We start from the raw sequence: 24,730 nt of genomic DNA, 5'->3' as shown, positions 1-24,730 counted from the left end.
CGAACAGGCAACAGGACGTAAGTAGAACCATGGCAAAGCTCAAGGTTGACGGTAAAGAGATCGAGGTTCCGGATCATTTCACGCTGTTGCAGGCGTGCGAGGAGGCTGGTGCTGAAGTTCCGCGCTTTTGTTTTCATGAGCGCTTGTCGGTCGCGGGTAACTGCCGCATGTGTCTCATCGAGGTGAAGGGCGGACCGCCCAAGCCCGCCGCTTCCTGCGCCATGGGCGTTCGCGACGTTCGCGGCGGCCCGAATGGCGAATTGCCGGAAGTTTTCACCAATACGCCGATGGTCAAGAAGGCCCGCGAAGGCGTGATGGAATTCCTGCTGATCAACCATCCGCTCGATTGCCCGATCTGCGACCAGGGCGGCGAATGCGACCTGCAGGACCAGGCCATGGCCTTCGGTATCGCCGGTTCGCGTTACGCGGAAAACAAGCGTGCGGTTGAAGACAAATATATCGGCCCGCTCGTCAAGACTGTCATGAACCGCTGCATCCACTGCACGCGCTGCGTCCGTTTTACGACGGAAGTTGCCGGCATTGCTGAACTCGGCCTCATCGGCCGCGGCGAGGATGCCGAGATCACCACCTATCTCGAGCAGGCGATGACGTCAGAGCTTCAGGGCAACGTGGTCGACCTTTGCCCGGTCGGCGCGCTCACCTCCAAGCCTTTCGCCTTCACCGCCCGTCCGTGGGAACTGAACAAGACCGAAACCATCGACGTGATGGACGCTCTCGGTTCGGCCATCCGCGTCGATACCCGTGGTCGCGAAGTCATGCGCGTCATGCCGCGCGTCAACGAGGCGATCAACGAAGAGTGGATTTCCGACAAAAGCCGCTTCATCTGGGACGGCCTGAAGACCCAGCGTCTCGACCGGCCTTACGTTCGCAAGGATGGCCGGTTGCAGCCTGCAAACTGGGGCGAAGCCTTCGGCGCGATCAAGCAGGCAGTTGCCGCGACCAGCGGTAACAAGATCGGTGCGATTGCCGGCGACCTTGCTTCCGTCGAGGAAATGTTCGCGCTGAAGTCGCTTCTGGCGTCGCTCGGCTCGGCCAATGTCGATTGCCGTCAGGATGGCGCAGCGCTTGATCCGTCTCTGGGTCGCGCCAGCTACCTGTTCAATTCCACCATTGAAGGCATCGAGCATGCGGACGCGCTACTGATCGTCGGTGCGAACCCGCGTTTCGAAGCGGCCGTGCTCAACGCCCGCATCCGCAAGCGCTGGCGTCGCGGCGGTTTCCCGATCGGCGTGATCGGCGAAGCCGGCGAGCTGCGCTACAATTATGAATATCTCGGCTCCGGCGCGGAAACGCTTTCGGATCTCGCCAATGGTTCGCACAGCTTCGTCGACAAGCTGAAGTCCGCCAAGAACCCGCTGATCATTGTCGGCCAGGGCGCTCTGGCGCGTGCCGATGGTGCAGCCGTGCTCGCGGCTGCTGCAAAGCTTGCCGTTTCGGTTGGTGCCATCAGCGACGAATGGAACGGCTTCTCGGTGCTGCATACCGCCGCTGCCCGCGTCGGTGGTCTCGATATCGGCTTCGTGCCGGGTGAGGGCGGTGTTGCCGCCGCCGAAATGGTAACGTCCATGGACGTTCTCTTCCTGCTCGGCGCCGATGAACTCGACCTGTCGAACAAGGGTGCGAAGTTCACCGTCTATATCGGCAGCCATGGCGACCATGGTGCGATGCACGCCGACGTCATCCTTCCGGGTGCGGCCTATACCGAAAAATCCGGTATCTGGGTCAACACCGAAGGCCGCGTTCAGGTGGGCAACCGCGCCGGTTTTGCACCGGGCGAGGCCCGCGAAGACTGGGCGATCCTGCGTGCGTTGTCCGACGTTCTCGGCAAGAAGCTGCCGTTTGACTCGCTGTCGGCGCTGCGCGGCCAGCTTTATGTCGCGCATCCGCATCTGGCGGAAACCGACGAAATCGTCGCCGGCAACGGCCAAGATATCGAGGCTCTGGCCGGACGTGCGGGCAGCCTCAGCAAGTCGGCGTTTGCCTCGCCGGTAAAAGACTTTTATTTGACGAACCCGATTGCGCGTGCATCCGCCGTCATGGCCGAGTGTTCCGCATTGGTCCGCAACAATTTCCAGGCTGCGGCAGAGTAAGGGTAGGGGATTATGGAATTGTTTTTCTGGAGCTACGTCTGGCCCGCGCTGATCATGGTCGGCCAGTCCCTGCTGCTTCTCGTTTGCCTTCTGGTGGCCATCGCCTTCCTTCTGCTCGCCGACCGCAAGGTCTGGGCAGCCGTGCAGTTGCGCCGTGGTCCGAACGTCGTCGGTCCCTTCGGTCTCTTCCAGTCCTTCGCCGACCTTTTGAAGTTCATCCTGAAGGAGCCCGTCATTCCGGCAGGTGCCAACAAGGCGGTCTTCCTTCTGGCGCCGCTGGTCGCCGTGACGCTGGCGCTTGCCACCTACGCGGTCATTCCCTTCGCCGATGGCTGGGTCATCGCCAATATCAATGTCGGCATTCTCTACATCTTCGCGATTTCCTCGCTTGAAGTGTACGGCATCATCATGGGCGGCTGGGCTTCGAACTCGAAATATCCGTTCCTCGGCGCGCTCCGTTCTGCGGCGCAGATGGTGTCCTACGAAGTGTCGATCGGCCTCGTCATCGTCACTGTCCTGCTCTGCGTCGGCTCGCTGAACCTGAGTGATATCGTTCTTGCGCAGCGCACCGGTCTCGGCACGATGTTCGGCCTGCCTGCCTCGTTCCTCGACTGGCACTGGCTGTCGCTGTTCCCGATGTTCATCGTGTTCTTCATCTCGGGCCTTGCCGAAACCAACCGTCCGCCCTTCGACCTTCCGGAAGCGGAATCGGAACTGGTCGCCGGTCACATGGTCGAATACGGCTCAACGCCCTACATGATGTTCATGCTCGGCGAATATGCTGCGATCGTCATGATCTGCTGCCTGACGACGATCCTGTTCCTCGGTGGCTGGCTGCCGATCGTGGATGTGTGGTTCCTGAACTGGGTTCCGGGTATCGTCTGGTTCGTGCTCAAGGGCTGCATGGTCTTCTTCATGATCGCTCTGACGAAAGCTTTCGTTCCGCGTTACCGCTATGACCAGCTCATGCGCCTCGGCTGGAAGGTGTTCCTGCCGCTGTCGCTCGCCATGGTCGTTATTGTTGCATTCGTATTGAAGCTGACGGGGTGGGCCGGTTGATGTCCGTACTCCTCGCTCAGAAATCTGGAGTTTGAGATGGCAAGCCTTTCCCAAGCCGTCAATTCACTATTCCTCAAGGAGTTCGTCGGTGCGATCTTCCTGACGATGCGTCACTTCTTCAAGCAGAAGGCGACGGTGAACTATCCTTTCGAAAAGGGCCCGGTGTCTCCGCGCTTCCGTGGCGAACATGCGCTGCGCCGTTATCCGAACGGCGAAGAGCGTTGCATCGCCTGCAAGCTGTGTGAAGCGATCTGTCCCGCTCAGGCTATCACCATCGAAGCCGGCCCGCGCCGCAACGACGGCACCCGCCGCACGGTGCGTTACGACATCGACATGGTGAAGTGCATCTATTGCGGTTTCTGCCAGGAGGCTTGCCCGGTCGATGCCATCGTCGAAGGCCCGAACTTCGAATTCGCGACGGAAACCCGCGAGGAGCTTTATTTCGACAAACAGAAGCTTCTCGACAATGGCGACCGCTGGGAGCGTGAAATCGCACGCAACCTCGCACTGGATGCGCCTTATCGTTAAGGCGCGACCGTCTTTTCGGGGTAAGCCCCGGGAAGCGAAGAAAGAGTAAAAGAGCCTGCACGGTTTTCGCCGGCGGGGACGAAACGGGTGAGGGGGCTTTCGCGCCATCTTCGCCCGGATGAGGACAAAAAGGCACCAACATGGGTCTGCACGCTGTATTCTTTTATATTTTCGCTTTCGTCGCCGTGGCGTCTGCGTTCATGGTCATCGCATCGAAGAACCCTGTTCATTCGGTGCTGTTTCTGATTTTGACCTTCTTCAACGCAGCGGCGTTGTTCCTGCTGACGGGAGCCGAGTTCCTCGGCATGATCCTGCTGGTGGTCTATGTCGGTGCGGTGGCGGTGCTCTTCCTCTTCGTCGTCATGATGCTGGATGTGGATTTCGCAGAGCTGCGCTCCGGCGTGCTGCAATACGCGCCAGTCGGCGCGCTGATCGGCGTGATCCTCGCAGCCGAGCTGATCGTCGTTGTCGGCGGCAGCGTGCTCAACCCGCAGGCGGCGAAATCGATCACCATGCCGATCCCGCCGCCGGCCGTGCGCACCAATACGGCGGCGCTGGGCGACGTGCTCTATACCAATTACGTCTACTTCTTCCAGCTGGCCGGTCTCGTGCTGCTGGTGGCCATGATCGGCGCTATTGTGCTGACGTTGCGTCACCGCACCGACATCAAGCGGCAGGATATATCCACGCAGGTCGGCCGTGACCCGAAGACCGCCGTCACCACGGTCAAGGTCAAGCCGGGCCAGGGCATCTGAAGGCGCGAACGGATTCAAGGAAACACACTATGGTAATCGGTCTTTCCCACTACCTGACGGTCAGCGCCATCCTCTTCACGATCGGCGTCTTCGGCATCTTTCTCAACCGGAAGAACGTCATCGTCATCCTCATGTCGATCGAGCTTATCCTGCTTGCGGTCAACATCAACATGGTGGCGTTCTCGGCTTTCCTGAACGACATCGTCGGCCAGGTCTTCGCACTTTTCATTCTGACCGTCGCAGCCGCCGAAGCGGCCATCGGTCTTGCAATACTCGTTGTCTTCTACCGCAACCGCGGATCGATCGCCGTTGAAGACGTCAATATGATGAAGGGCTGACAAGGCTATGATCTACAAGGCTATCGTCTTTCTTCCCCTGATCGGTTTCCTGATCGCCGGCCTGTTTGGCCGGTCGATCGGCGCCAAGGCCTCGGAATATGTCACCACCGGTCTGATGATCGTGGTCGCCATCCTGTCGTGGGTCGTCTTCTTTAGTGTCGCACTTGCCCATGGCGAACCGGGCGAGGTGATCAAGGTCACCGTGCTGCGCTGGATCCAGTCCGGCGGCATCGACGTTGAATGGGCCTTCCGCATCGATACGCTGACGGCCGTCATGTTCGTCGTCGTCAACACGGTCTCGACGCTGGTGCACCTCTATTCGATCGGATACATGCACCACGATCCGCATCGTCCGCGCTTCTTCGCCTATCTTTCGCTGTTCACCTTCGCCATGCTGATGCTGGTGACCTCCGACAACCTGCTGCAGATGTTCTTCGGCTGGGAAGGCGTGGGTCTCGCGTCCTATCTGCTGATCGGCTTCTGGTTCAAGAAGCCTTCCGCGTCTGCTGCCGCCATGAAGGCCTTCATCGTCAACCGCGTCGGTGACTTCGGCTTCATCCTCGGCATTTCCGGTATCTTCGTGCTGTTCGGCTCGATCAATCTGGAGACGGTTTTTGCCGCCGCCAGCACCTATCTGCCGGCCGAAGGCGCTGCCTCCACCGAAACCGTCATCAACCTGTTCGGCATGCATCTCGACAAGGCCAATGCGATGACGGGCGTGTGCCTGCTGCTCTTCATGGGCGCGATGGGTAAATCGGCGCAGTTCCTGCTGCACACCTGGCTGCCGGACGCGATGGAAGGCCCGACCCCGGTGTCTGCCCTCATTCACGCCGCAACCATGGTCACCGCCGGTGTCTTCCTCGTCGCCCGCATGTCGCCGCTGTTTGAACTGTCGCCGACTGCACTGACCGTCGTGACGCTGATCGGTGCGATCACCGCCTTCTTCGCGGCGACCGTTGGTCTCGTGCAGAACGACATCAAGCGCGTCATCGCCTATTCGACCTGCTCGCAGCTCGGTTACATGTTCGTGGCGCTCGGCGTCGGCGCTTATGGCGCGGCCGTGTTCCACCTGTTCACGCACGCCTTCTTCAAGGCACTGCTGTTCTTGTGCGCCGGTTCCGTCATCCACGCCGTCGATGGCGAGCAGGACATGCGTTACATGGGTGGCCTGCGCAAGCATATCCCCATCACCTTCTGGACGATGACCGTCGGCACGCTGGCGCTGACAGGCGTTGGCATTCCCGGCACGATGATCGGTTTCGCCGGCTTCTTCTCGAAGGATGTCATCATCGAATCCGCTTACGCGTCCCATTCGGTGCTGTCAGGCTTCGCCTTCACGTTGCTGGTCATTGCGGCGCTGTTCACCAGCTTCTATTCCTGGCGCCTGGCGTTCATGACCTTCTTCGGCAAGCCGCGCGCTTCGGCTGATGTGATGCACCATGTGCATGAATCGCCGATGGTCATGCTGATTCCGCTTTTCATCCTCACGATCGGCGCGATCTTTGCCGGCGTTCTTTTCGAAGGTCATTTCTTCGGCGAGGAATATGCCGAATTCTGGAAGGGGGCTCTGTTCATGCTTCCGGAAAACGAAATCCTCGAAGAGTTCCACCATGTGCCGCTGTGGGTTAAGTGGAGCCCGTTCTTCGCGATGGCGCTTGGTTTCGTGACCGCATGGTACATGTATATCAAGTCGCCGGAGACGCCGAAGCGTCTGGCTGAGACCCATCGTGGCCTCTACCAGTTCCTTCTGAACAAGTGGTACTTCGACGAACTTTACGACTTCCTCTTCGTTCGTTCCGCAAAGGCGCTTGGCCGCTTCCTGTGGAAGAAGGGCGACGTGGCCGTCATCGACCATTATGGACCGAACGGCATTGCAGCGCGTGTGGTTGACGTGACCAACCGCATGGTCCGCCTGCAATCCGGTTACCTTTATCATTATGCCTTTGCGATGCTGATCGGCATCGCGGCGCTTGTCACCTGGATGATGCTTGGGAGTGCCCTCTGATGACCGATTGGCCCATTCTTTCAACGGTCACCTTTCTGCCGCTCGTCGGCGTGGTGCTCTTGCTGCTGACCAACGAGAACGGCCCTTTCGGGCGCCGCAACATTCTCAACGTCTCGCTGCTGACGACCGTTTTCACCTTCCTGGTGTCGCTGTTCGTCTGGATCGGCTTCGATAATTCGAACCCCGGTTTCCAGATGGTCGAAAAACACGCCTGGTTCGGCAACATCGCCGCCTATCATCTGGGTGTCGACGGCATCTCCATGCTGTTCGTCATCCTCACCACTTTCCTCATGCCTTTCTGCGTACTGGCAAGCTGGAATTCGATCGAGAAGCGCGTCAAGGAATACATGATCGCCTTCCTGCTGCTGGAAGTCGTCATGGTCGGCGTCTTCGTGGCGCTGGATACAGTTCTCTTCTACGTCTTCTTCGAAGCGACGCTGATCCCGATGTTCATCATCATCGGCGTCTGGGGCGGCAAGGATCGCGTTTACGCCTCCTACAAGTTCTTCCTCTACACGCTGCTCGGCTCGGTTCTGACCATGCTCGCCATCATGGCGATGTACTGGCAGTCCGGTACGACAGATATGACCGAACTTCTGAAATACGGCTTCCCGGCCGGCATGCAGACCTGGCTCTGGCTTGCCTGTTTCGCGGCCTTCTCGGTCAAGATGCCGATGTGGCCGGTGCATACCTGGCTGCCGGACGCCCACGTGCAGGCGCCGACCGCCGGTTCGGTCATCCTTGCCGGCGTCATGCTGAAGCTCGGCGGTTACGGTTTCATCCGTTTCTCGCTGTCGATGTTCCCGCTGGCGTCGGATTATTTCGCACCCTTCGTCTTCACGCTGTCGGTTCTCGCCATCATATACACCTCGCTGGTGGCGATGATGCAGGATGACATCAAGAAGCTGATCGCCTACTCCTCCGTTGCCCACATGGGTTACGTGACCATGGGCATCTTCGCCGCCAATGTGCAGGGCGTGCAGGGCGCGATCTTCCAGATGCTGTCGCACGGCATCGTCTCCGGCGCGCTCTTCCTCTGCGTCGGCGTCGTTTACGACCGGCTGCACACCCGCGAGATATCCGCCTATGGCGGTCTCGTGAACAACATGCCGAAATATGCCGTCGCCTTCATGATCTTCACCATGGCCAATGTCGGTTTGCCCGGCACGTCAGGCTTTGTCGGTGAATTCCTGACGCTGGTCGGCGTATTCCGCGCCAACTCGCTGGTCGCGCTGTTTGCGGCAACCGGCGTCATCCTCTCGGCTGCTTATGCGCTGTGGCTCTACCGCCGCGTGATCTTCGGTGCGCTCGAGAAGGAAAGCCTGAAATCGATGCTCGATCTGTCAACCCGCGAAAAGGTCATCCTTTATCCGCTGGTTGCGCTGACGATCTTCTTCGGCGTCTATCCGGCTCCGGTTTTCGATGCCACCGCCGCATCGGTCGATCTTCTGGTAAACAACTATACGGCTGCATTGCAGGCGGCGCAAAATGTTGCGCTCTCGATGAATTGACGACAGGACCCGTTGGACATGACCGCTGAAATTCTTTTTGCCAGTCTGCACATTGCGACGCCCGAGCTGATCCTTGCGGTCGGCGCGCTGGCGCTGCTCATGATTGGCGTCTTCTCGGGCGACAAGTCGACAACGACGGTCACAGGCCTTTCCGTGGCCCTGCTGCTCGTCGTCGGTCTCTGGATCGTCTTTGCGCCCGCTTCGGGTTTGGCCTTCGGCGGTGTTTACGTCGCCGATGCCTTCGGCAATTTCATGAAGATCCTGGCGCTGATCGGCTCGATCACCGCCATGATCCTTTCTGTCGGCCAGAGCCGTTTCGAACCGGTCGGACGGTTCGAATATCCGGTGCTTCTGGTGCTGGCCACCCTCGGCATCTTGCTGATGATTTCGGCCAACAACATGATCTCGCTCTACATGGCGCTGGAGTTGCAGTCGCTGGCGCTCTACGTCGTCTGCGCCATCAACCGGGAAAGCCTGCGCTCCACGGAAGCGGGCCTGAAATATTTCGTTCTCGGTGCGCTCTCTTCCGGCATGCTGCTTTACGGCATGTCGCTGGTTTACGGCTTCACCGGCAATACCGGCTTTACCGAAATCGCGCAGGTTCTGGCCTCGGAAACCCGCTCGCTCGGCCTGGTCTTCGGCCTGGTCTTCGTGCTGGCCGGTCTGGCGTTCAAGATTTCCGCCGTGCCGTTCCACATGTGGACGCCGGATGTTTATGAAGGCGCGCCGACCCCGGTTACCGCCTTCCTGTCCGCCGCACCGAAGATCGGCGCCATGGCCATCCTCGTTCGCGTCGTTGTCGAGGCTTTCCAGCCGATCTTTGCCGACTGGCAGCAGATTGTGGTCTTCATCTCCATCGCATCGATGCTGCTCGGCTCGTTTGCCGCGATCGGCCAGAAGAACATCAAGCGCCTGATGGCCTATTCCTCCATCGGCCACATGGGTTATGCGCTGGTTGGTCTCGCGGCCGGCACCGAGGCCGGTATTTCTGGCGTCATTCTCTACATGACCATCTATATGGTCATGACGCTCGGAACCTTCGCCTGCATTCTCTCGATGCGCCGCAAGGAAATCGGCAATGTTGAAAATGTCGAAGACTTGGCCGGACTTTCGTCCACCAACCCCTTCATGGCGGTTGTTCTGACGATCCTGATGTTCTCGCTTGCCGGCATTCCGCCGCTCGCCGGCTTCTTCGGCAAGTATTACGTCTTCCTTGCCGCCATCGAGGCGAAGCTCTATCCGCTCGCCATCATCGGTGTCATCGGTTCGGTCGTCGGCGCATATTATTATATCCGCGTCGTCAAGGTCATGTGGTTCGATGAAGCCAAGGGCAGCTTCGAGCGTCCGGCCGGCGAACTGAAGATTGTTTATGCGCTCTCGGGACTGTTCGTTGTCGGCTTCGTCGTCTTCGGCGGTGCGCTTGGCAATGCGGTCACGGTTGCGGCAAAGACGTTCTTTTGAGCAGCACGCAAAAGCATACGGGCCGGATGTCCATCGATGATTTCCGGCACGAGGCGATGGCGGAAACGCCATCGACCAATATAGACTGTTTTGCCCGGGCGCGGGCGGGCGATGGCGGCAATCTGTGGATCACCGCCATCCGCCAGACCGGCGGGCGCGGCCGTCGCGGTCGGCCATGGGTTTCCGAACCCGGCAATCTCTACGCCTCGCTTCTTCTCATCGATCCCGCTCCGATGGACCGCATAGGGTCTCTGCCGCTTGCCTTCGCGCTTGCCGTTTACCGCGCCATCCGCGCGGTTTTACCTGCAGGTGGCGAGCCGCTTGAAATCAAATGGCCGAACGACGTGCTGATCGGCCGCAAAAAGACCTGCGGTATTCTGATGGAGGCCGAATTGCTGCCGGACGGGCGACGCGCCATCGTCATCGGCATCGGCATCAATATCGCCCACAAGCCTGAAACCCCGCTTTATCCCGTCACCATGCTGTCCGAGCACGGCGCGTCGTGTTCTCCCGACGAGTTGTTCGCGCACCTGTTTCGCGAGACGGCGGAGGTGCTGCAAGACTGGGATGAGGGCAGGGGCGTTTCCGGTGTCATGGCCGGCTGGCGGGCGGCCGCCTGCGGTATCGGCGAACACATCACCGTCAATTTCCCGGACCGCTCGATCGGCGGGCGTTTCGTCGGAATTGATGATAATGGTTATCTGCTGCTGGATGAGGACGAGGGCGTCAGGCGCTCCATCGCCGCCGGCGACGTGTTTTTTGGATGAGGTGAACGGCGCGGCTTCGAAAGATCGCGCCGAGCCTCTTCCCACAGGTTGGAGCTTTCCTGCGGCTCATGAAAAGCAGGGTGGTGGCAGACCGGTTCCGCATCGGCCCGGTCGATCAGATGGTTTAACAGGTCCGATGCTCTTAAACGGGCGGCTGGGCGCGGCATATCGCCGTCGCCCGCGCGCTCTCATTAATGGATAAGAAGAACAATGGCTAAACAGGACGAACTGGTATTTTTGCCGCTTGGCGGCGTCGGTGAAATCGGTATGAATCTGGCGCTTTACGGCTACGGGCCGGAGAGCAAGCGCCAATGGATCATGGTGGATTGCGGCGTGACCTTTGCCGGTCTCGATCTGCCGGGCGTCGATCTGGTTCTGCCCGATATCAGCTATATCGCCGAGCAGAAGAAGAACCTCAAAGGCATCATCATCACCCACGCCCATGAGGATCATTATGGCGCGCTGAACGACCTGTGGCCCGGCCTCAACGTGCCGGTCTACGCCTCGGGTTTCACCGCCGGCATGCTGGAGGCGAAGCGCGCCTATGAGGGCAGCCGCGCCGAAATTCCGATCACTCCGTTCAAGGCGGGCGATCGCATCAATGTCGGTCCCTTCGAAATCGAGGCCGTCGGCGTCAACCATTCCATCCCCGAACCCATGTCGCTGGTCATCCGCACGCCGCTCGGCAACGTCATCCACACGGGTGACTGGAAGATCGACGACGCGCCGTCGCTCGGGCCGTTGACGGATGAGGCTCGCTTCCGCGCCATTGGCGAAGAGGGCGTTCTGGCGCTGATGTGCGACAGCACCAACTCCCTTCGCGACGGCGTGTCGCCTTCCGAACACGAGGTTTCCGAAGGTCTGCGGCAGATCATCGAAAGTGCCGAGGGCCGCGTGGCCATCACCACTTTCTCTTCGAATGTCGGACGTATCCGCTCCATCGCCCAGGCCGCTGAGGCTGCGGGCCGTGAAGTGCTGCTGCTCGGCTCGTCGCTGAAGCGCGTCGTCAACGTCTCGCAGGATCTCGGCATCATGGAAGGCATCAAGCCGTTCCTGGCCGAGGATGAATATGGCTATATTCCGCGCAACAAGGTTGTCGTCATTCTCACCGGCTCTCAGGGCGAACCGCGGGCGGCTCTCGCCAAGCTTTCGCGCGACGAGATGCGCAATGTGGCGCTCGCTGCCGGTGACACGGTGGTGTTTTCCTCGCGCGCCATTCCCGGCAACGAAAAGGCGATCATCGAGATCAAGAACGGCCTGATAGAGCAGGGCATCCATATCGTTACCGACAATGAGGCCCTGGTGCATGTCTCCGGCCATCCGCGCCGCAACGAGCTTCTGAGAATGTATGAATGGACGAAGCCGCAAATCCTCGTGCCGGTACATGGCGAGGCGGCGCATCTGGTGGCGCAGAAGGAACTGGCCGAACAGGCCGGTATTTCGCAGGTGCCGAAGGTTCGTAACGGCAATATTCTGCGTCTGGCGCCCGGTCCTGCCGAAGTCATCAATGATGCGCCGCATGGCCGCGTCTTCAAGGATGGCAACCTCATCGGCGACCTGGACGAGATGGGGATCAGCAATCGCCGCAAGCTTTCCTTCGCGGGCCATGTTTCCGTCAACGTGCTGCTGGACAGCCGTTTCGATTTCCTCGGCGATCCCGATGTCGTGCCTTTCGGCCTGCCGGAATTCGACGACGAGGGCGAGGATATGGAAGATACGCTTTATGACGCCGTTCTCGGCGCCGTGGAAAGCATTCCGCGCGCCCGCCGCAAGGATCTGGCGCTGTTGCGCGAAGCGGTGCGCCGCGCCGTGCGTGCCGCCGCCAACCAGGCATGGGGCAAGAAGCCGATCGTGACGGTTTTCGTCACGAAGGTCTGAGCCGGAAAAGCCCGGACTTCAAAACAGTCGCGCCCCTCATATCCATGAGGGGTCGCCGCCCTTATCGTTCCCTGTCTTCTTTTGCGGCTTTTTGCTCTTCTTGCGGGGAAGTGATTCCGGTTCGTGGATGAATGCGTTACAAGGGACGCATTGCGCAGGAGGACGTCATGCCGCTTCTTTCGGTCTTCGCCATTTATTTCATCGTCTGGTGGACGGTGCTTTTCGTTGTGTTGCCGATCGGCCTTCGTACCCAGGAGGAAGAGGGCGAAGTGGCGCTCGGCACGGTCGCCAGCGCGCCCTCCCGGTTCAGGGGTGGGCGGATCGTGCTGTGGACGACCCTGATATCGGCCTTGATCTGTGGCGTCTGGTACGGCGGAACCTGGTGGTTCGGCGTCAGCCTGGACGATCTGCCGAGAATTATCCCGGTTTTCGACTGAAGCAGGTCGCGCAGGCTGCGCGGCAACCCCTATGCCGTGCCCGCAAAATCTTGCAACGCGGTCGCTTCCTGCCGTGATTTAAGGCACCAGGCTGCACATCTGTGCCGCGACCGTTTCGCCAAGAGGCGGATCAGACTGTCATATGGATGTCATATCTGTCGTGCAAACACGAATGTGCGTGTCTTGCGGCTGATTCACGGCCACAATTTTACCGGAATAACGATCCGGAGCGGTGCCTGTGTGTGTGAATCAAAAAAAAACAAGGCGTTTCAGCCTTGTTTTTCAGGTTTCGCGTGATCTGTAACCGTTACCGGGGCTGCGACGAGCGCGCCTAAGATCTAATCCTCCCAAGACTGACCGCGAAAACGGCAAGAATTTAGACTTCCTGCCTCTTTTGTAAGCTAAAACTAGCCCAATCACCCATGCTTGTCATCTCATTTTTTGCATATTTGTTACAGTCGGCAAAAAATTCCCTGTGATGCAATTTGTCGCACCGGATCAAGAATAATATTCCGGCCAAAGCGTTTTGACGCGAATTAGCTATCGCGAAAATGCCACGAAATCGCTCCAGCCGCTCTTTTCATGGCGGGTTTTCTTCTTGGTCGGAAACGGCTATGTACGGCGCCAATATCCCTCTATTCGGGGCGATTCCCGCGCCTTTGCGCGTCGTCGCCCACACCAATGGAAGCCGTCATGCGTCTCAGCCGTTATTTCATGCCCATCCTGAAGGAAAATCCCAAGGAAGCGGAGATCGTCTCCCATCGCCTCATGCTGCGCGCGGGCATGATCCGGCAGCAATCGGCCGGCATCTATTCCTGGCTGCCGCTCGGCAAGCGCGTGCTCGACAAGGTCAACAGGATCATCCGTGAGGAGCAGGACCGTTCGGGCGCCATCGAGCTTCTGATGCCGACATTGCAAACCGCCGAGCTGTGGCAGGAGAGCGGCCGTTATGACGATTACGGCAAGGAAATGCTGCGCATCAAGGACCGTCAGGACCGCCAGATGCTCTACGGTCCGACCAATGAGGAGATGATCACCGACATCTTCCGTTCCTATGTGAAGTCCTACAAGAACCTGCCGCTGAACCTCTACCATATTCAGCTGAAGTTCCGCGACGAGGTGCGCCCCCGTTTCGGCACGATGCGTTCGCGCGAGTTCCTGATGAAGGACGCCTATTCCTTCGACCTGACCAAGGAAGACGCGATCCATTCCTATAACAAGATGTTCGTGGCTTACCTGCGCACCTTCGAACGGCTTGGCCTGCGCGCCATTCCCATGCGCGCCGATACCGGCCCGATCGGCGGCAACCACAGCCACGAATTCATCATTCTGGCCGATACCGGCGAATCCGAAGTCTTCTGCCACAAGAGCTTCCTCGACCGCGCCATTCCCGCCGACAATACAAATTTCGACGATGTCGCAGCCCTTCAGGGCGTTTTCGACGAGTGGACGGCCGATTATGCCGCAACGTCGGAAATGCACGACGAGGCCGCTTATGACGCCATTCCCGATAGCGAGCGTCTTTCCGCGCGCGGCATCGAAGTCGGCCACATCTTCTATTTCGGTACCAAATATTCCGAACCGATGGGTGCCAAGGTGCAGGGCGCGGACGGCAAGGAACACCCTGTTCACATGGGTTCCTACGGCATCGGCCCGACACGCCTTGTTCCCGCCATCATTGAAGCATCGCATGACGAGAACGGAATCATCTGGCCGGATTCGGTTGCTCCTTTCGACGTCGTCATTATCAACATGAAGGCAGGTGACGCGGCCTGTGATGCGGCTTGCGAAAAGCTGTATTACTCGCTTTCCCACGCGGGCAAGGATGTCCTTTACGACGACACCGACGACCGTGCGGGCCAGAAATTCGCAACCGCCGACCTCATCGGCGTGCCGATGCAGATCATCGTCGGCCCGCGTTCGGTTGCGAACGGCGAAGTCGAGGTGAAGAGCCGCAAGACCGGCGAACGTGAAACCGTCACAATCGAGGCGGCAATGAACAAGGTGCTCGGCTAAGAGCGGAATGGTGAAGAGTTAAGGGCGGTTTTCACCGGAAATCCGCTCCGACTTTATTGTTTAGATCATGATCCGCAAAAACGGGGCTCGGTTTCTCGAGAAAACCGGCCTTGCAAGTCCAGATCAGGGAGACGACATGGCAAAAGCCGAGGCTGACAAGGGTGCGGCTCCTTCCGCCCGGGAAAGAACCGCCCGGCCGTTTTCCGCTTTCGAGCGCATGGTGGCCTGGCGCTATCTGCGGTCGCGGCGCAAGGAAGCGTTCATTTCCGTCATCGCCGGCTTTTCCTTCGTCGGCATCATGCTGGGCGTGGCGACGCTCATCATCGTCATGGCTGTCATGAACGGTTTCCGCACCGAGCTGATTTCGCGCATTCTCGGCATCAACGGTCATATGATCGTTCAGCCGATCGATCAGCCCTTCAACAATTACGATGAGCTGGCGAAGAAATTCTCCGCCGTTCCGGGTGTCACGATGGCCCTGCCGTTGGTGGAGGGCCAGACTTTGGCCTCCGGTCGCGGCGGCGCCGGCTCCGGCGCGCTGGTGCGCGGCGTGCGCCAGGAGGATATCGACAAGATCAAGGAAGTCGCCACCAACATCAAGACCGGCGATCTGGTCGGCTTCATGGCCGGAGACGGGGTTCTGGTCGGCTCAAGGCTTGCTTCCCAGCTTGGCGTGACGGCGGGCGACGATATCACCCTCATTTCGCCGGAAGGCGATGTGACGCCGATGGGGGTCAACCCGCGCGTCAAATCCTACAAGATTTCCGGTGTCTTCGAGATCGGCATGTCGGAATATGACGCGTCGATGATCTATATGCCGCTTTCCGAAGCCCAGCTTTATTTCAATGCCGAAGGCATAGTGCAGTCCATCGAGCTTTACGTCAGCCACCCCGACAATATCGACGGCATCCGGCCGCTGGTGGAGCAGGCGGCCGAGCGGCAAATCTATATCACTGACTGGAGACAGCGGAACCAGACCTTCTTCTCCGCCTTGCAGGTGGAAAGAAACGTGATGTTCATGATCCTCACCCTCATCGTTCTGGTGGCGGCGCTTAACATCATTTCCGGTCTCATCATGCTGGTGAAGGACAAGGGCAGCGATATCGCCATCCTGCGCACCATGGGCGCCAGTTCCGGCGCTGTCATGCGTATCTTCTTCATGACGGGAGCGGCGATCGGTACCGTCGGCACCTTTGCCGGCGTTGGGCTCGGCGTCCTTGTCTGCCTCAACGTGGAATCCATCCGGCAGTTCTTCTCCTGGGTGTCAGGCACGGTGCTGTTTGATCCGCAGCTTTATTTCCTCAGCCAGCTTCCGGCCGAAATGGATCTCAGCGAGACCATTACCGTCGTCATCATGGCGCTGACGCTTTCTTTCCTGGCAACCATCTTTCCGGCATGGCGGGCTTCCAAGCTCGATCCGGTGCAGGCCCTGCGTTACGAATAAGGACCGCTTCGCAATATGGCAAAAAAAACAGTGCTGCGGCTTACCGGCGTCGGGAGGACCTATGGTCAGGGCGAGACGTCGCTTTCCATTCTGCGCAAGGCCGATTTCGAATTGAAGAGCGGTGAGATGGTGGCCCTTGTCGCCCCTTCAGGCACCGGCAAATCCACGCTGCTGCATCTGGCCGGGCTGCTGGAACATCCAGACGCCGGCGAGGTCTTCATCAATGACGCGCCCTGCAACGGTTTAGGTGACGAAAAGCGCACCGCGATCCGCCGCAGCGACATCGGTTTCGTCTATCAGTTCCATCATCTGCTGCCGGAGTTTACGGCGGTGGAGAATGTGATGATGCCGCAGCTCATCGCCGGTCTGACGCAGGGCGAGGCCCGTAAGCGCGCCAGCGCGCTGCTTGACTACATGCGCGTCGGCCATCGTGGCGAACATCGCCCATCCGAACTTTCCGGCGGCGAACAGCAGCGTGTGGCCATTGCGCGCGCCGTTGCCAATGCGCCGCTTCTGCTGCTCGCCGACGAGCCGACCGGCAATCTCGATCCCGAGACCGCGCATTATGTGTTCGACGCACTGGAGGCGCTGGTGCGCCAGTCCGGCCTTGCGGCGTTGATCGCCACCCATAATCACGAGCTTGCCAATCGCATGGACCGCCGTGTGACGCTCGCTGAGGGCAAGATCGTCGATTTCTGATCGGGGCGGCATAAGACGATCATCGCGACGCCTTATGCGATCCGTTTCGAAGCGGTGAGTCTCCCCGAAGACCGGACGTCCTTCCACAATTGAATTTTTCCGAACCCGGATGCGTTTTTCGCCTCCGGGTTTTTTCGCTTTGGAGTCAGTGGCTTGCTGATCTTGTGGACGGAACCGCAGCCGATTCTGTCGCGTTAGCAAGAGGAACATCAGCAGAACCCTGTTGACAATCGAACGAAATGAGAACAAAGATAGAACATAACGAGTAAGGAGAGACCAATGACTGATTTCATCCGTGACGTTGCCGCTTTCGCTTCCATCGCTGTCTTTGTTGCCAGCTTTTCGGTGATCCTCACTGCGCTTTGAAGGGCGCACCGGCGCAGAAGCTTGTATAGACGCCGCAAGGCGGTGGACTTTGAAGGCCGGAAATCGGAAAATCGCCCCCTCGATTCAGAATGACAGGACGATGATATGGGCGATACGGTTGTGCGTGGAGAAAACTCTGACGAAACGCTGAAAACGCCCGGTTTCGTCCATCTGCGGGTTCATTCCGCTTACTCCCTGCTTGAGGGGGCATTGCCCCTCAAGAAAATCATGTCCAAGGCTGTTGGGGATGGCCAGCCGGCCATTGCCATTGCCGATACCAATAATCTTTTCGTCGCGCTGGAATTTTCCGAAAAAGCGCGCGACGAGGGCTTGCAGCCGATCATCGGCTGTCAGGTGTCTATCGACATGCAGGATGCGGCGGATGACCGCCGCAACCACAACAGCCATCTCGCCAAACTTCCAGCCATCGTGCTTCTGGCCGCCGACGCCGCAGGTTATGAGCGGCTGGTGGACCTGATCAGCCGCGCCTATCTGGACGGCGAGAGCGGTGGCCAGTCCGTGCATATTACCCGCGCATGGCTGGAGGAAGCCTCCAATGCCGGGCTGATCGCGCTGACAGGCGCCTCGGGCGGTCCGGTGGATATGGCTCTTAAGGAAGGGCACGCATCCCAGGCGAAACAACGCCTGCTGGCGCTGAAATCACTCTTCGGTGACAGGCTCTATATCGAATTGCAGCGCCAGTCCGGTTATGACCGCACCCATGAGCGGCGTATGATCGGGCTTGCCTATGAGCACGATATTCCGCTCGTCGCCACCAATGAGGCGTTTTTCCCTTCGAAGGCCGATTACGAGGCGCATGATGCATTGATGGCGGTTGCGCATAACGCCATCGTTTCCGATGACAGCCGGTTCCGGCTGACGCCCGATCATTATATGAAAAGCCGTGAGGAGATGACGGCGCTGTTTGCCGACATTCCCGAGGCGCTGGAAAACACCATCGAGATTGCGTTGCGCTGCTCCTTTGTGCTGAAGAAGCGCGGACCGATCCTGCCGCGTTTCACCGGTGCGAGCGACGATCCGGAGGCGGCGCAGCGGGCAGAGGCCGAGGAGCTTCGCCGTCAGGCCGTCGAGGGTCTCGATCATCGCCTTGCGGCCCTCGGCATGGCGCCGGGCTACATCGAGCAGGAATATCGCGACAGGCTGGATTTCGAACTCGGCGTCATCGAACGCATGGGTTTCCCCGGTTATTTCCTGATCGTTGCCGACTTCATCAAATGGGCCAAGCTCCAGGATATTCCGGTTGGCCCCGGCCGCGGTTCGGGCGCAGGCTCGCTCGTCGCCTATGCGCTGACCATCACCGATGTCGATCCCCTGCGCTTCTCGCTGCTGTTCGAACGTTTTCTCAATCCTGAACGCGTGTCGATGCCGGACTTCGATATCGACTTCTGCCAGGACCGCCGTGAAGAGGTGATCCGCTACGTGCAGCGCAAATATGGCCGCGAGCAGGTGGCGCAGATCATCACCTTCGGTTCGTTGCAGGCGCGCGCTGCCTTGCGCGACGTCGGCCGCGTGCTGGAAATGCCCTATGGGCAGGTGGACAAGATCTGCAAGCTGGTGCCCAACAACCCGGCCAATCCGACGCCGCTGTCGAAAGCGATCGAGGAAGAGCCGCGCTTGCAGGAGGAGGCGGACAAGGAACCGGTCGTCGCCCGGCTGCTGGATATCGCCCAGAAGATCGAGGGGCTTTACAGGCACGCATCCACCCACGCCGCCGGTATCGTCATCGGTGACCGGCCGCTGTCGAAGCTGGTGCCGATGTATCGCGATCCGCGCTCCGATATGCCGGTCACCCAGTTCAACATGAAGTGGGTGGAAAGCGCCGGCCTCGTCAAATTCGACTTTCTCGGCCTGAAGACGCTGACGGTGCTGAAGGTGGCGGTCGATTTCGTGGCCAAGCGCGGCATCAAGGTCGATCTCGCCGCAATCCCGCTGGAAGACGCCAAGACCTACGAGATGTTGTCGCGCGGCGAGACCATCGGCGTGTTCCAGGTGGAAAGTGCGGGCATGCGCAAGGCGCTGATCGGCATGCGCCCGGACTGCATCGAGGACATCATCGCGCTGGTGGCGCTTTATCGCCCGGGTCCGATGGAGAATATCCCGGTCTATAATGCCCGCAAACATGGCGAGGAGGAGCTGGAGTCGATCCATCCCACCATCGACCATCTCTTGAAGGAGACGCAGGGCGTTATCGTCTATCAGGAACAGGTGATGCAGATCGCCCAGGTTCTGTCAGGTTATTCGCTCGGCGAAGCCGATCTTCTGCGCCGCGCCATGGGCAAGAAGATCAAGGAGGAGATGGACCAGCAGCGCGAGCGTTTCGTTGACGGCGCCATCAAGAACGGCGTGTCGAAGCCGCAGGCCAACACCATCTTCGACCTTCTGGCGAAATTCGCCAATTACGGCTTCAACAAGAGCCATGCCGCCGCTTACGCCATCGTTTCCTATCAGACCGCCTATATGAAGGCGCATTATCCGGTGGAGTTCCTGGCGGCCTCCATGACGCTCGATATGGCGAATACGGAAAAACTCAACGATTTCCGCCAGGATGCCGGGCGTCTCGGCATCGAGGTCGTCGCACCTTCGGTGCAGACTTCCTTCCGCCAGTTCGAGACGGGCGAAAACCGCATCTATTATTCGCTGGCCGCCATCAAGGGCGTGGGCGAGGGCGCGGTCGAACACATCGTTACCGTGCGCGATGGCAAGCCGTTCACCAGCCTTGAGGATTTCTGCCTGCGGATCGATCCGAAGCAGATCAACCGGCGTGTGCTGGAAAGCCTCATCAATGCCGGCGCTTTCGATTGTTTCGGCCGTGACCGCTCCGAGATGATCGGCGGGCTGGACCGTATCATTGGTTATTCACAGCGTGCGCAGGAAAGCCGCGTCACCGGCCAGTCGGATATGTTCGGCTCCGGCGGCGCAAGCGGTCCGGAAAAACTCGTCCTGCCGGCCTTCCAGACCTGGCTCGCCTCGGAGAAGCTGCTGCGCGAATATCAGGTGCTCGGTTTTTACCTCACCGCCCATCCGCTCGATACCTATCGCCCCGTATTGGAAAAGTTGCGGGTGCAGAATTTCGCTGATTTTTCAGCGGCGGTAAAACAGGGTGCGACCGCCGGACGTCTGGCCGGCACCGTTACCGGCAAACAGGAACGCAAGACCCGCACCGGCAACAAGATGGGCATCGTCACTTTCTCCGATGCCTCCGGCCAATATGAAGCGGTGCTGTTTTCCGAAGGGCTCGCCCAGTTCCGCGATCTGCTCGAGGTGGGTAAATCGCTTGTTATCACCGTGCAGGCGGAAGAACGCCCGGAAGGCATTGGCCTTCGCATCCAGACGGCGCAATCGCTGGAGGAGAAATCCGTGCAGATGCAGAAGGCGCTCAGGGTTTATGTGCGCGATTCCGGCCCGCTGAAAGCCGTTGCCCGCCACCTCAACACGAAAGGTGACGGTTCGGTCTATTTCATCGTCATCAAGGATGAGGGCAGCCGCGAGATCGAAGTGGAACTGACGGAGAAATACCGCATATCACCGGAAATAGCCGCAGCACTTCGCTCCGCCCCCGGCGTTGTCGATGTCGAAATGGTGTGAGGTTCTGGGAGGGGAACGACAAAGGTCGAAAGCCTCTCCGTCATGCTCGGGCCTGTCCCGAGCATCTGCAACCGATCGATTGGCAATACGTCAGCAGATCCTCGGAACAAGCCCGAGGATGACGTCACGTATGGTGTGGGTGTGTTGCGGGGAAAAGCGGGAATAGTCCGCCATTCAAACCGGCCCTTCCTTCGTCACGGTAATGAAGTCCGTTCCCGCGCCTGTCTCCATCTGGTGACTAAGGTCGGAGACGGTGATCGAGCTGCCGGTTGAAAGCTCCTGTTCGATGCGGGCGCGTATCTCCGCTGGTATTTCGAGGCGACCGAGTACGGCGCTCAGCTGGTCGAAGCTGCCGGGAGCCTCGGCAACGGTGATGCCAAGCCGCTTGCGGGCGGCCGTCGGCAGATGATTTTCCAGGGTCACACCGTTCCATTCGGCGGTCCCCTTTGTACGGTCCACGGAAACGGCCTCGAAGAAATGGGTTCCGAGCGCGACCTCGGGATCCCTGATGTTGATCGCAGCCTCGAACAGCGGCTTGAAATCCTGACGCACCATGATCTGGCCGTTTGGCGGATGATCTTCGCCGGCAGAAGCATAAAGTGCGGTCACGAAGGCGTCGGTCAGAAGCGGTCCGGTGGTTTTCAGCCCTTTCCAGCGCTTGAAACCATTGATGGCGCTGATCGTCATCTCCCCGGCATAGCCGTCCGGTGATCCGGCATCGAAGCCGAGGCGGGTCAGCACGGCCTGGATGTCCATGACCTTTTCCCGTTCACCGCGTCGCGTAATGAGAATACGCAAGGGGGAGGGTTCCTTGCTCTTGGCCATCGGCCTGATGGATTGCGTCTTTTCGTTGACGGCGACCTCGACCGTGCCCAACGCGGCATCGAAGGTCGCAGGGCGCAACTCGACATCGGACAGAAGCAGCTTGCCGTCATCGACATCGTCGCGTGGCTCAAACAGCGCCGGATGCTCTATGAAGCGCAGCGAAACCGGCCGGTCGGTGATGATGACATGCACGCCGTATTGTGTATCGCGGAACAGCGATTGCGCGAATTTCGGGGGCAGGCGCACACAACCGTGCGAGGCGGGATAATTCGGCACCTTGCCTTCGTGCAGCGCGATGCCGGACCATGTCAGCCGCTGCATGAAAGGCATGGGAGCGGCCGAATAGATGTTCGACTCGTGGTATTTGCGCTTTTCCAGAATCGAAAAAATGCCGCTCGGCGTCTCGTGCCCGGCCTTGCCGGTGGAGACCTTGGATGTAGCAATGATCTCGCCGTTTTCATAAAGGGCCAGCGACTGATCGCTTTTCGAAACGACGATCTGCAGGGACTTGTTGTCGGCGGCAAGCGCCGGAAAGGCAAGAATGCTGGCCGACAGCATGCCGGTCAGAAGACGGAAGCGAAGAGACATGACGCAATACACCACATGCACAAAACTTCGTTTACTCAACCACGCGAAGTTTAATGAAGTTTAAGGATGGGGCAGATGCCGCATCACTAATTTGTGTAAGTGCTAAAATATGGGAGGGGTGTTGCAGGTGAGGTTCTCCCGTCGTTTGCGCGCGGGAGGGCCGCTATTTGCGCGTGCCGAAAGTGTAGCCGGTCTCGACGCTGCCCTTGCCGAACTTGTCGCGCAGCTTGTCCATCGCCGCTTCCGCCGCTGCCCGCCGTTCCGCCTGCCTGTCGACGAGATCGGGAGGATCGGCAAGGCCCGCATCGTGCAGATCGCTGACACCGATGCCGATCAGGCGGAATTTGGTGCCGTCTGTTTCCTTGTCTAGCAGCGAAAGACCGGTGCGGAATATCCGGTCGGCAAGCTGGGTGGGGTCATCCAGCTTGCGGTTGCGGGTGCGGAGCTTGAAATCGGACGTCTTCATTTTCAGCACCACGGTCTGGCCGGAAATACCGCTTTTCTTCAGCCGCCAGGCAACTTTTTCGGAAAGCGACCGCAGGATCGGCACGAGATCCTCATGCCGGGAAATATCGTTGAAGAAGGTGGTCTCGGAAGACACGCTTTTTACCGGGTCGTTATTGTGCACATGCCGCTCGTCGATGCCGCGCGAAAGCCGGAACAGCCGTTGTCCCATCACGCCATAACGGCGCATCAGGTCGCCTTCCTCCATTTCCTGCAACTGCGCGACCATGCGGATGCCATCCGCCTCCAGCGTTGCCGCAAAGGCCTTTCCAACGCCCCATATGGTCGTGACAGGCCGCGCCGCCAGAAAGGAAAGCGCCTCCGCTTCGCCGACCACCGAAAACCCGCGTGGTTTTTGCAGATCGGATGCGACCTTGGCCAGAAACTTGCAGTAGGACAGCCCGGCCGAGACGGTCACACCCACCTCTTTTTCCACCCGCTTGATGAATTTCGCCAGCACCCGGGCCGGGGGATCGTGATGCAGCCTCTCGGTTCCGGAGAGATCGAGAAACGCCTCGTCAATGGAAAGCGGCTGCACGAGCGGCGTCAAATCCTGCATCATGGTTCTGATCTGTCGCCCGACGCGGCTGTATTTTTCCATATCCGGCTTGATGACCACCGCATCCGGGCAGGCCTCCAGCGCCTTGAACATCGGCATGGCGGAGCGCACGCCCTGAATGCGGGCAATGTAACAGGCGGTCGAAACCACGCCGCGCTTTCCACCGCCGATGATCACAGGCTTGTCGGCAAGTTCGGGGTTGTCCCGTTTTTCAACGGAGGCGTAAAAGGCGTCGCAATCGATATGGGCGATGCTGAGATCGTAGAGTTCGTCATGATAGACGAGGCGCGGACTGCCGCAGGCGCGGCAACGCCTCATGCCCGCTGGCTGGCCGGCCAGGCAGTCGCGGCAAAAACCGGGATCATAGTGGTGCGACGTGGGCATGGGCTGAAAACAAAACCAGAACGTCGCCGACCATACTCCGGTGGAGACTGCGGCTCAAGTGGCTCACCGGGTCAATACTCACCGGAATCCAGCCCTGGGCCGGAAAAATGGTGCCAGGCGGCGGCCACTGTTTCGGGCGATGTTTCCGTCGCCGTGCAGAAGGCCATGAGGTCGGGCTCGTGGCTCATCAGAAAATCGGTGAGCCCCGCCAGAAAACCGGGATCGTGGGCGGCCTGGCGCAGCATATTGGCCTGCAATCCGCTCAGTGCCAGAAAACGCGCCAACATTTCCGGCTCGTTTGCCAGCCAGCCAAGTATGGCCGCCGCCGTTTCTTGCGGATCTTTTCCGGCATTGCCTTTGTTTTTTGTATCTCGCAGCATTTCTCTTCCGAAGTTACCTATTTTGAAACCAAATCGCTCTAGCCTTGCGCAACAAATGGACGATGGAATCGGTTCTCTGACAACCTATATGTCTGGATGAAGGTTTCAAAGCGAAACGGGGACTGCTCACCATGCCCAAACAGGTCATGATAGTCGAAGACAACGAGCTGAACATGAAGCTCTTTCGCGACCTGATCGAGGCGTCTGGTTATACGACGATTCAGACGCGCAACGGCATGGAAGCGCTGGACCTGGCCCGCAAGCACCGCCCAGACCTCATTCTCATGGATATTCAGCTGCCGGAGGTGTCCGGGCTGGAGGTGACGAAGTGGCTGAAGGAGGATGACGAGCTGCATGTCATCCCGGTCATCGCGGTCACTGCCTTTGCCATGAAGGGCGATGAGGAGCGTATTCGTCAGGGTGGGTGCGAGGCCTATGTCTCAAAACCGATATCCGTTCCGAAATTCATCGAAATCATCAAGACTTATCTTGGCGATGCCTAAGGCGGT

19 protein-coding genes are annotated in these 24,730 nt (G+C 59.3%); 16 read left to right on the top strand and 3 right to left on the bottom strand.

Features of this window, described 5'->3' with window-relative positions; translation table 11 throughout:
- The first annotated feature begins 29 nt into the window (after positions 1 to 29).
- The 15 genes from nuoG (at position 30) to dnaE (ending at position 20,981) form a co-directional block, all read left to right on the top strand.
- Positions 30 to 2,111 (top strand): NADH-quinone oxidoreductase subunit NuoG, encoded by a 2,082-nt coding sequence (gene nuoG / locus RS75_RS07115; protein WP_045018692.1) that lies wholly within the window; start codon positions 30 to 32, stop codon positions 2,109 to 2,111.
- A 12-nt stretch (positions 2,112 to 2,123) separates the two neighbouring features.
- Positions 2,124 to 3,170 carry an NADH-quinone oxidoreductase subunit NuoH gene (gene nuoH / locus RS75_RS07110; protein ID WP_045018690.1) on the top strand — a complete coding sequence of 349 codons (1,047 nt, stop codon included), beginning with the start codon at positions 2,124 to 2,126 and terminating at the stop codon, positions 3,168 to 3,170.
- Positions 3,171 to 3,206: 36 nt separating this feature from the next.
- Positions 3,207 to 3,698, top strand: a complete 492-nt coding sequence (nuoI, locus tag RS75_RS07105) for an NADH-quinone oxidoreductase subunit NuoI (protein WP_003502385.1) — start codon at positions 3,207 to 3,209, stop codon at positions 3,696 to 3,698.
- Between the two features lie 140 nt (positions 3,699 to 3,838).
- The gene (locus RS75_RS07100) at positions 3,839 to 4,453 is read left to right on the top strand and encodes an NADH-quinone oxidoreductase subunit J (protein WP_045018688.1); all 615 of its coding nucleotides are present in this window, start codon (positions 3,839 to 3,841) and stop codon (positions 4,451 to 4,453) included.
- Between the two features lie 29 nt (positions 4,454 to 4,482).
- Positions 4,483 to 4,791, top strand: a complete 309-nt coding sequence (gene nuoK / locus RS75_RS07095; RefSeq protein WP_003502389.1) for an NADH-quinone oxidoreductase subunit NuoK — start codon at positions 4,483 to 4,485, stop codon at positions 4,789 to 4,791.
- A gap of 7 nt (positions 4,792 to 4,798) precedes the next feature.
- Positions 4,799 to 6,796 carry an NADH-quinone oxidoreductase subunit L gene (gene nuoL, locus RS75_RS07090; RefSeq protein ID WP_045018686.1) on the top strand — a complete coding sequence of 666 codons (1,998 nt, stop codon included), beginning with the start codon at positions 4,799 to 4,801 and terminating at the stop codon, positions 6,794 to 6,796.
- The gene (locus RS75_RS07085) at positions 6,796 to 8,307 is read left to right on the top strand and encodes an NADH-quinone oxidoreductase subunit M (RefSeq protein ID WP_045018684.1); all 1,512 of its coding nucleotides are present in this window, start codon (positions 6,796 to 6,798) and stop codon (positions 8,305 to 8,307) included. Before nuoL ends, RS75_RS07085 begins: the two co-directional genes overlap by 1 nt.
- A gap of 18 nt (positions 8,308 to 8,325) precedes the next feature.
- Positions 8,326 to 9,768, top strand: coding sequence for an NADH-quinone oxidoreductase subunit NuoN (gene nuoN, locus RS75_RS07080; protein WP_045018831.1), 1,443 nt, complete (start codon positions 8,326 to 8,328; stop codon positions 9,766 to 9,768).
- A gap of 26 nt (positions 9,769 to 9,794) precedes the next feature.
- Positions 9,795 to 10,535: a biotin--[acetyl-CoA-carboxylase] ligase gene (locus tag RS75_RS07075; RefSeq protein ID WP_045018682.1), complete on the top strand. Its 741-nt coding sequence runs from the start codon at positions 9,795 to 9,797 to the stop codon at positions 10,533 to 10,535.
- A 210-nt stretch (positions 10,536 to 10,745) separates the two neighbouring features.
- Positions 10,746 to 12,413, top strand: coding sequence for a ribonuclease J (locus RS75_RS07070; protein WP_045018680.1), 1,668 nt, complete (start codon positions 10,746 to 10,748; stop codon positions 12,411 to 12,413).
- A gap of 131 nt (positions 12,414 to 12,544) precedes the next feature.
- On the top strand, positions 12,545 to 12,850 hold the full coding sequence (locus RS75_RS07065; protein WP_045018678.1) for a DUF1467 family protein: 306 nt from the start codon (positions 12,545 to 12,547) through the stop codon (positions 12,848 to 12,850).
- 693 nt (positions 12,851 to 13,543) lie between these two features.
- The gene (gene proS / locus RS75_RS07060; RefSeq protein ID WP_045018829.1) at positions 13,544 to 14,866 is read left to right on the top strand and encodes a proline--tRNA ligase; all 1,323 of its coding nucleotides are present in this window, start codon (positions 13,544 to 13,546) and stop codon (positions 14,864 to 14,866) included.
- Positions 14,867 to 15,002: 136 nt separating this feature from the next.
- Positions 15,003 to 16,310, top strand: coding sequence for a lipoprotein-releasing ABC transporter permease subunit (locus RS75_RS07055; RefSeq protein WP_045018827.1), 1,308 nt, complete (start codon positions 15,003 to 15,005; stop codon positions 16,308 to 16,310).
- A gap of 15 nt (positions 16,311 to 16,325) precedes the next feature.
- On the top strand, positions 16,326 to 17,009 hold the full coding sequence (locus RS75_RS07050) for an ABC transporter ATP-binding protein (protein ID WP_045018676.1): 684 nt from the start codon (positions 16,326 to 16,328) through the stop codon (positions 17,007 to 17,009).
- 471 nt (positions 17,010 to 17,480) lie between these two features.
- Entirely contained in the window at positions 17,481 to 20,981 is a 3,501-nt protein-coding gene (gene dnaE / locus RS75_RS07045; RefSeq protein ID WP_045018673.1) for a DNA polymerase III subunit alpha, read from the top strand.
- A 174-nt stretch (positions 20,982 to 21,155) separates the two neighbouring features.
- On the opposite strand, the gene RS75_RS07040 is transcribed toward dnaE, so the two are convergent.
- From RS75_RS07040 to RS75_RS07030, 3 genes are all read right to left on the bottom strand, one after another.
- Complete coding sequence (locus RS75_RS07040; RefSeq protein WP_045018671.1) at positions 21,156 to 22,394, bottom strand: L,D-transpeptidase family protein; 1,239 nt, start codon at positions 22,392 to 22,394, stop codon at positions 21,156 to 21,158.
- Between the two features lie 163 nt (positions 22,395 to 22,557).
- On the bottom strand, positions 22,558 to 23,841 hold the full coding sequence (locus RS75_RS07035; protein ID WP_045018669.1) for a DNA polymerase IV: 1,284 nt from the start codon (positions 23,839 to 23,841) through the stop codon (positions 22,558 to 22,560).
- A gap of 71 nt (positions 23,842 to 23,912) precedes the next feature.
- Positions 23,913 to 24,221, bottom strand: coding sequence for a DUF3572 domain-containing protein (locus tag RS75_RS07030; protein WP_045018667.1), 309 nt, complete (start codon positions 24,219 to 24,221; stop codon positions 23,913 to 23,915).
- Between the two features lie 131 nt (positions 24,222 to 24,352).
- Here RS75_RS07030 and RS75_RS07025 point away from each other — a divergent pair, with 131 nt between their 5' ends.
- Positions 24,353 to 24,724 carry a response regulator gene (locus RS75_RS07025; protein WP_003496409.1) on the top strand — a complete coding sequence of 124 codons (372 nt, stop codon included), beginning with the start codon at positions 24,353 to 24,355 and terminating at the stop codon, positions 24,722 to 24,724.
- Positions 24,725 to 24,730: the final 6 nt, after the last annotated feature.

Origin of the sequence: Rhizobium nepotum 39/7, from assembly GCF_000949865.1 — a bacterium.
In the GTDB taxonomy this organism is placed as follows: Bacteria; Pseudomonadota; Alphaproteobacteria; order Rhizobiales; family Rhizobiaceae; genus Agrobacterium; species Agrobacterium nepotum.
The sequence above is the reverse complement of the archived record's forward strand: the minus strand, read 5'-3'. Positions and strand labels throughout refer to the sequence as shown.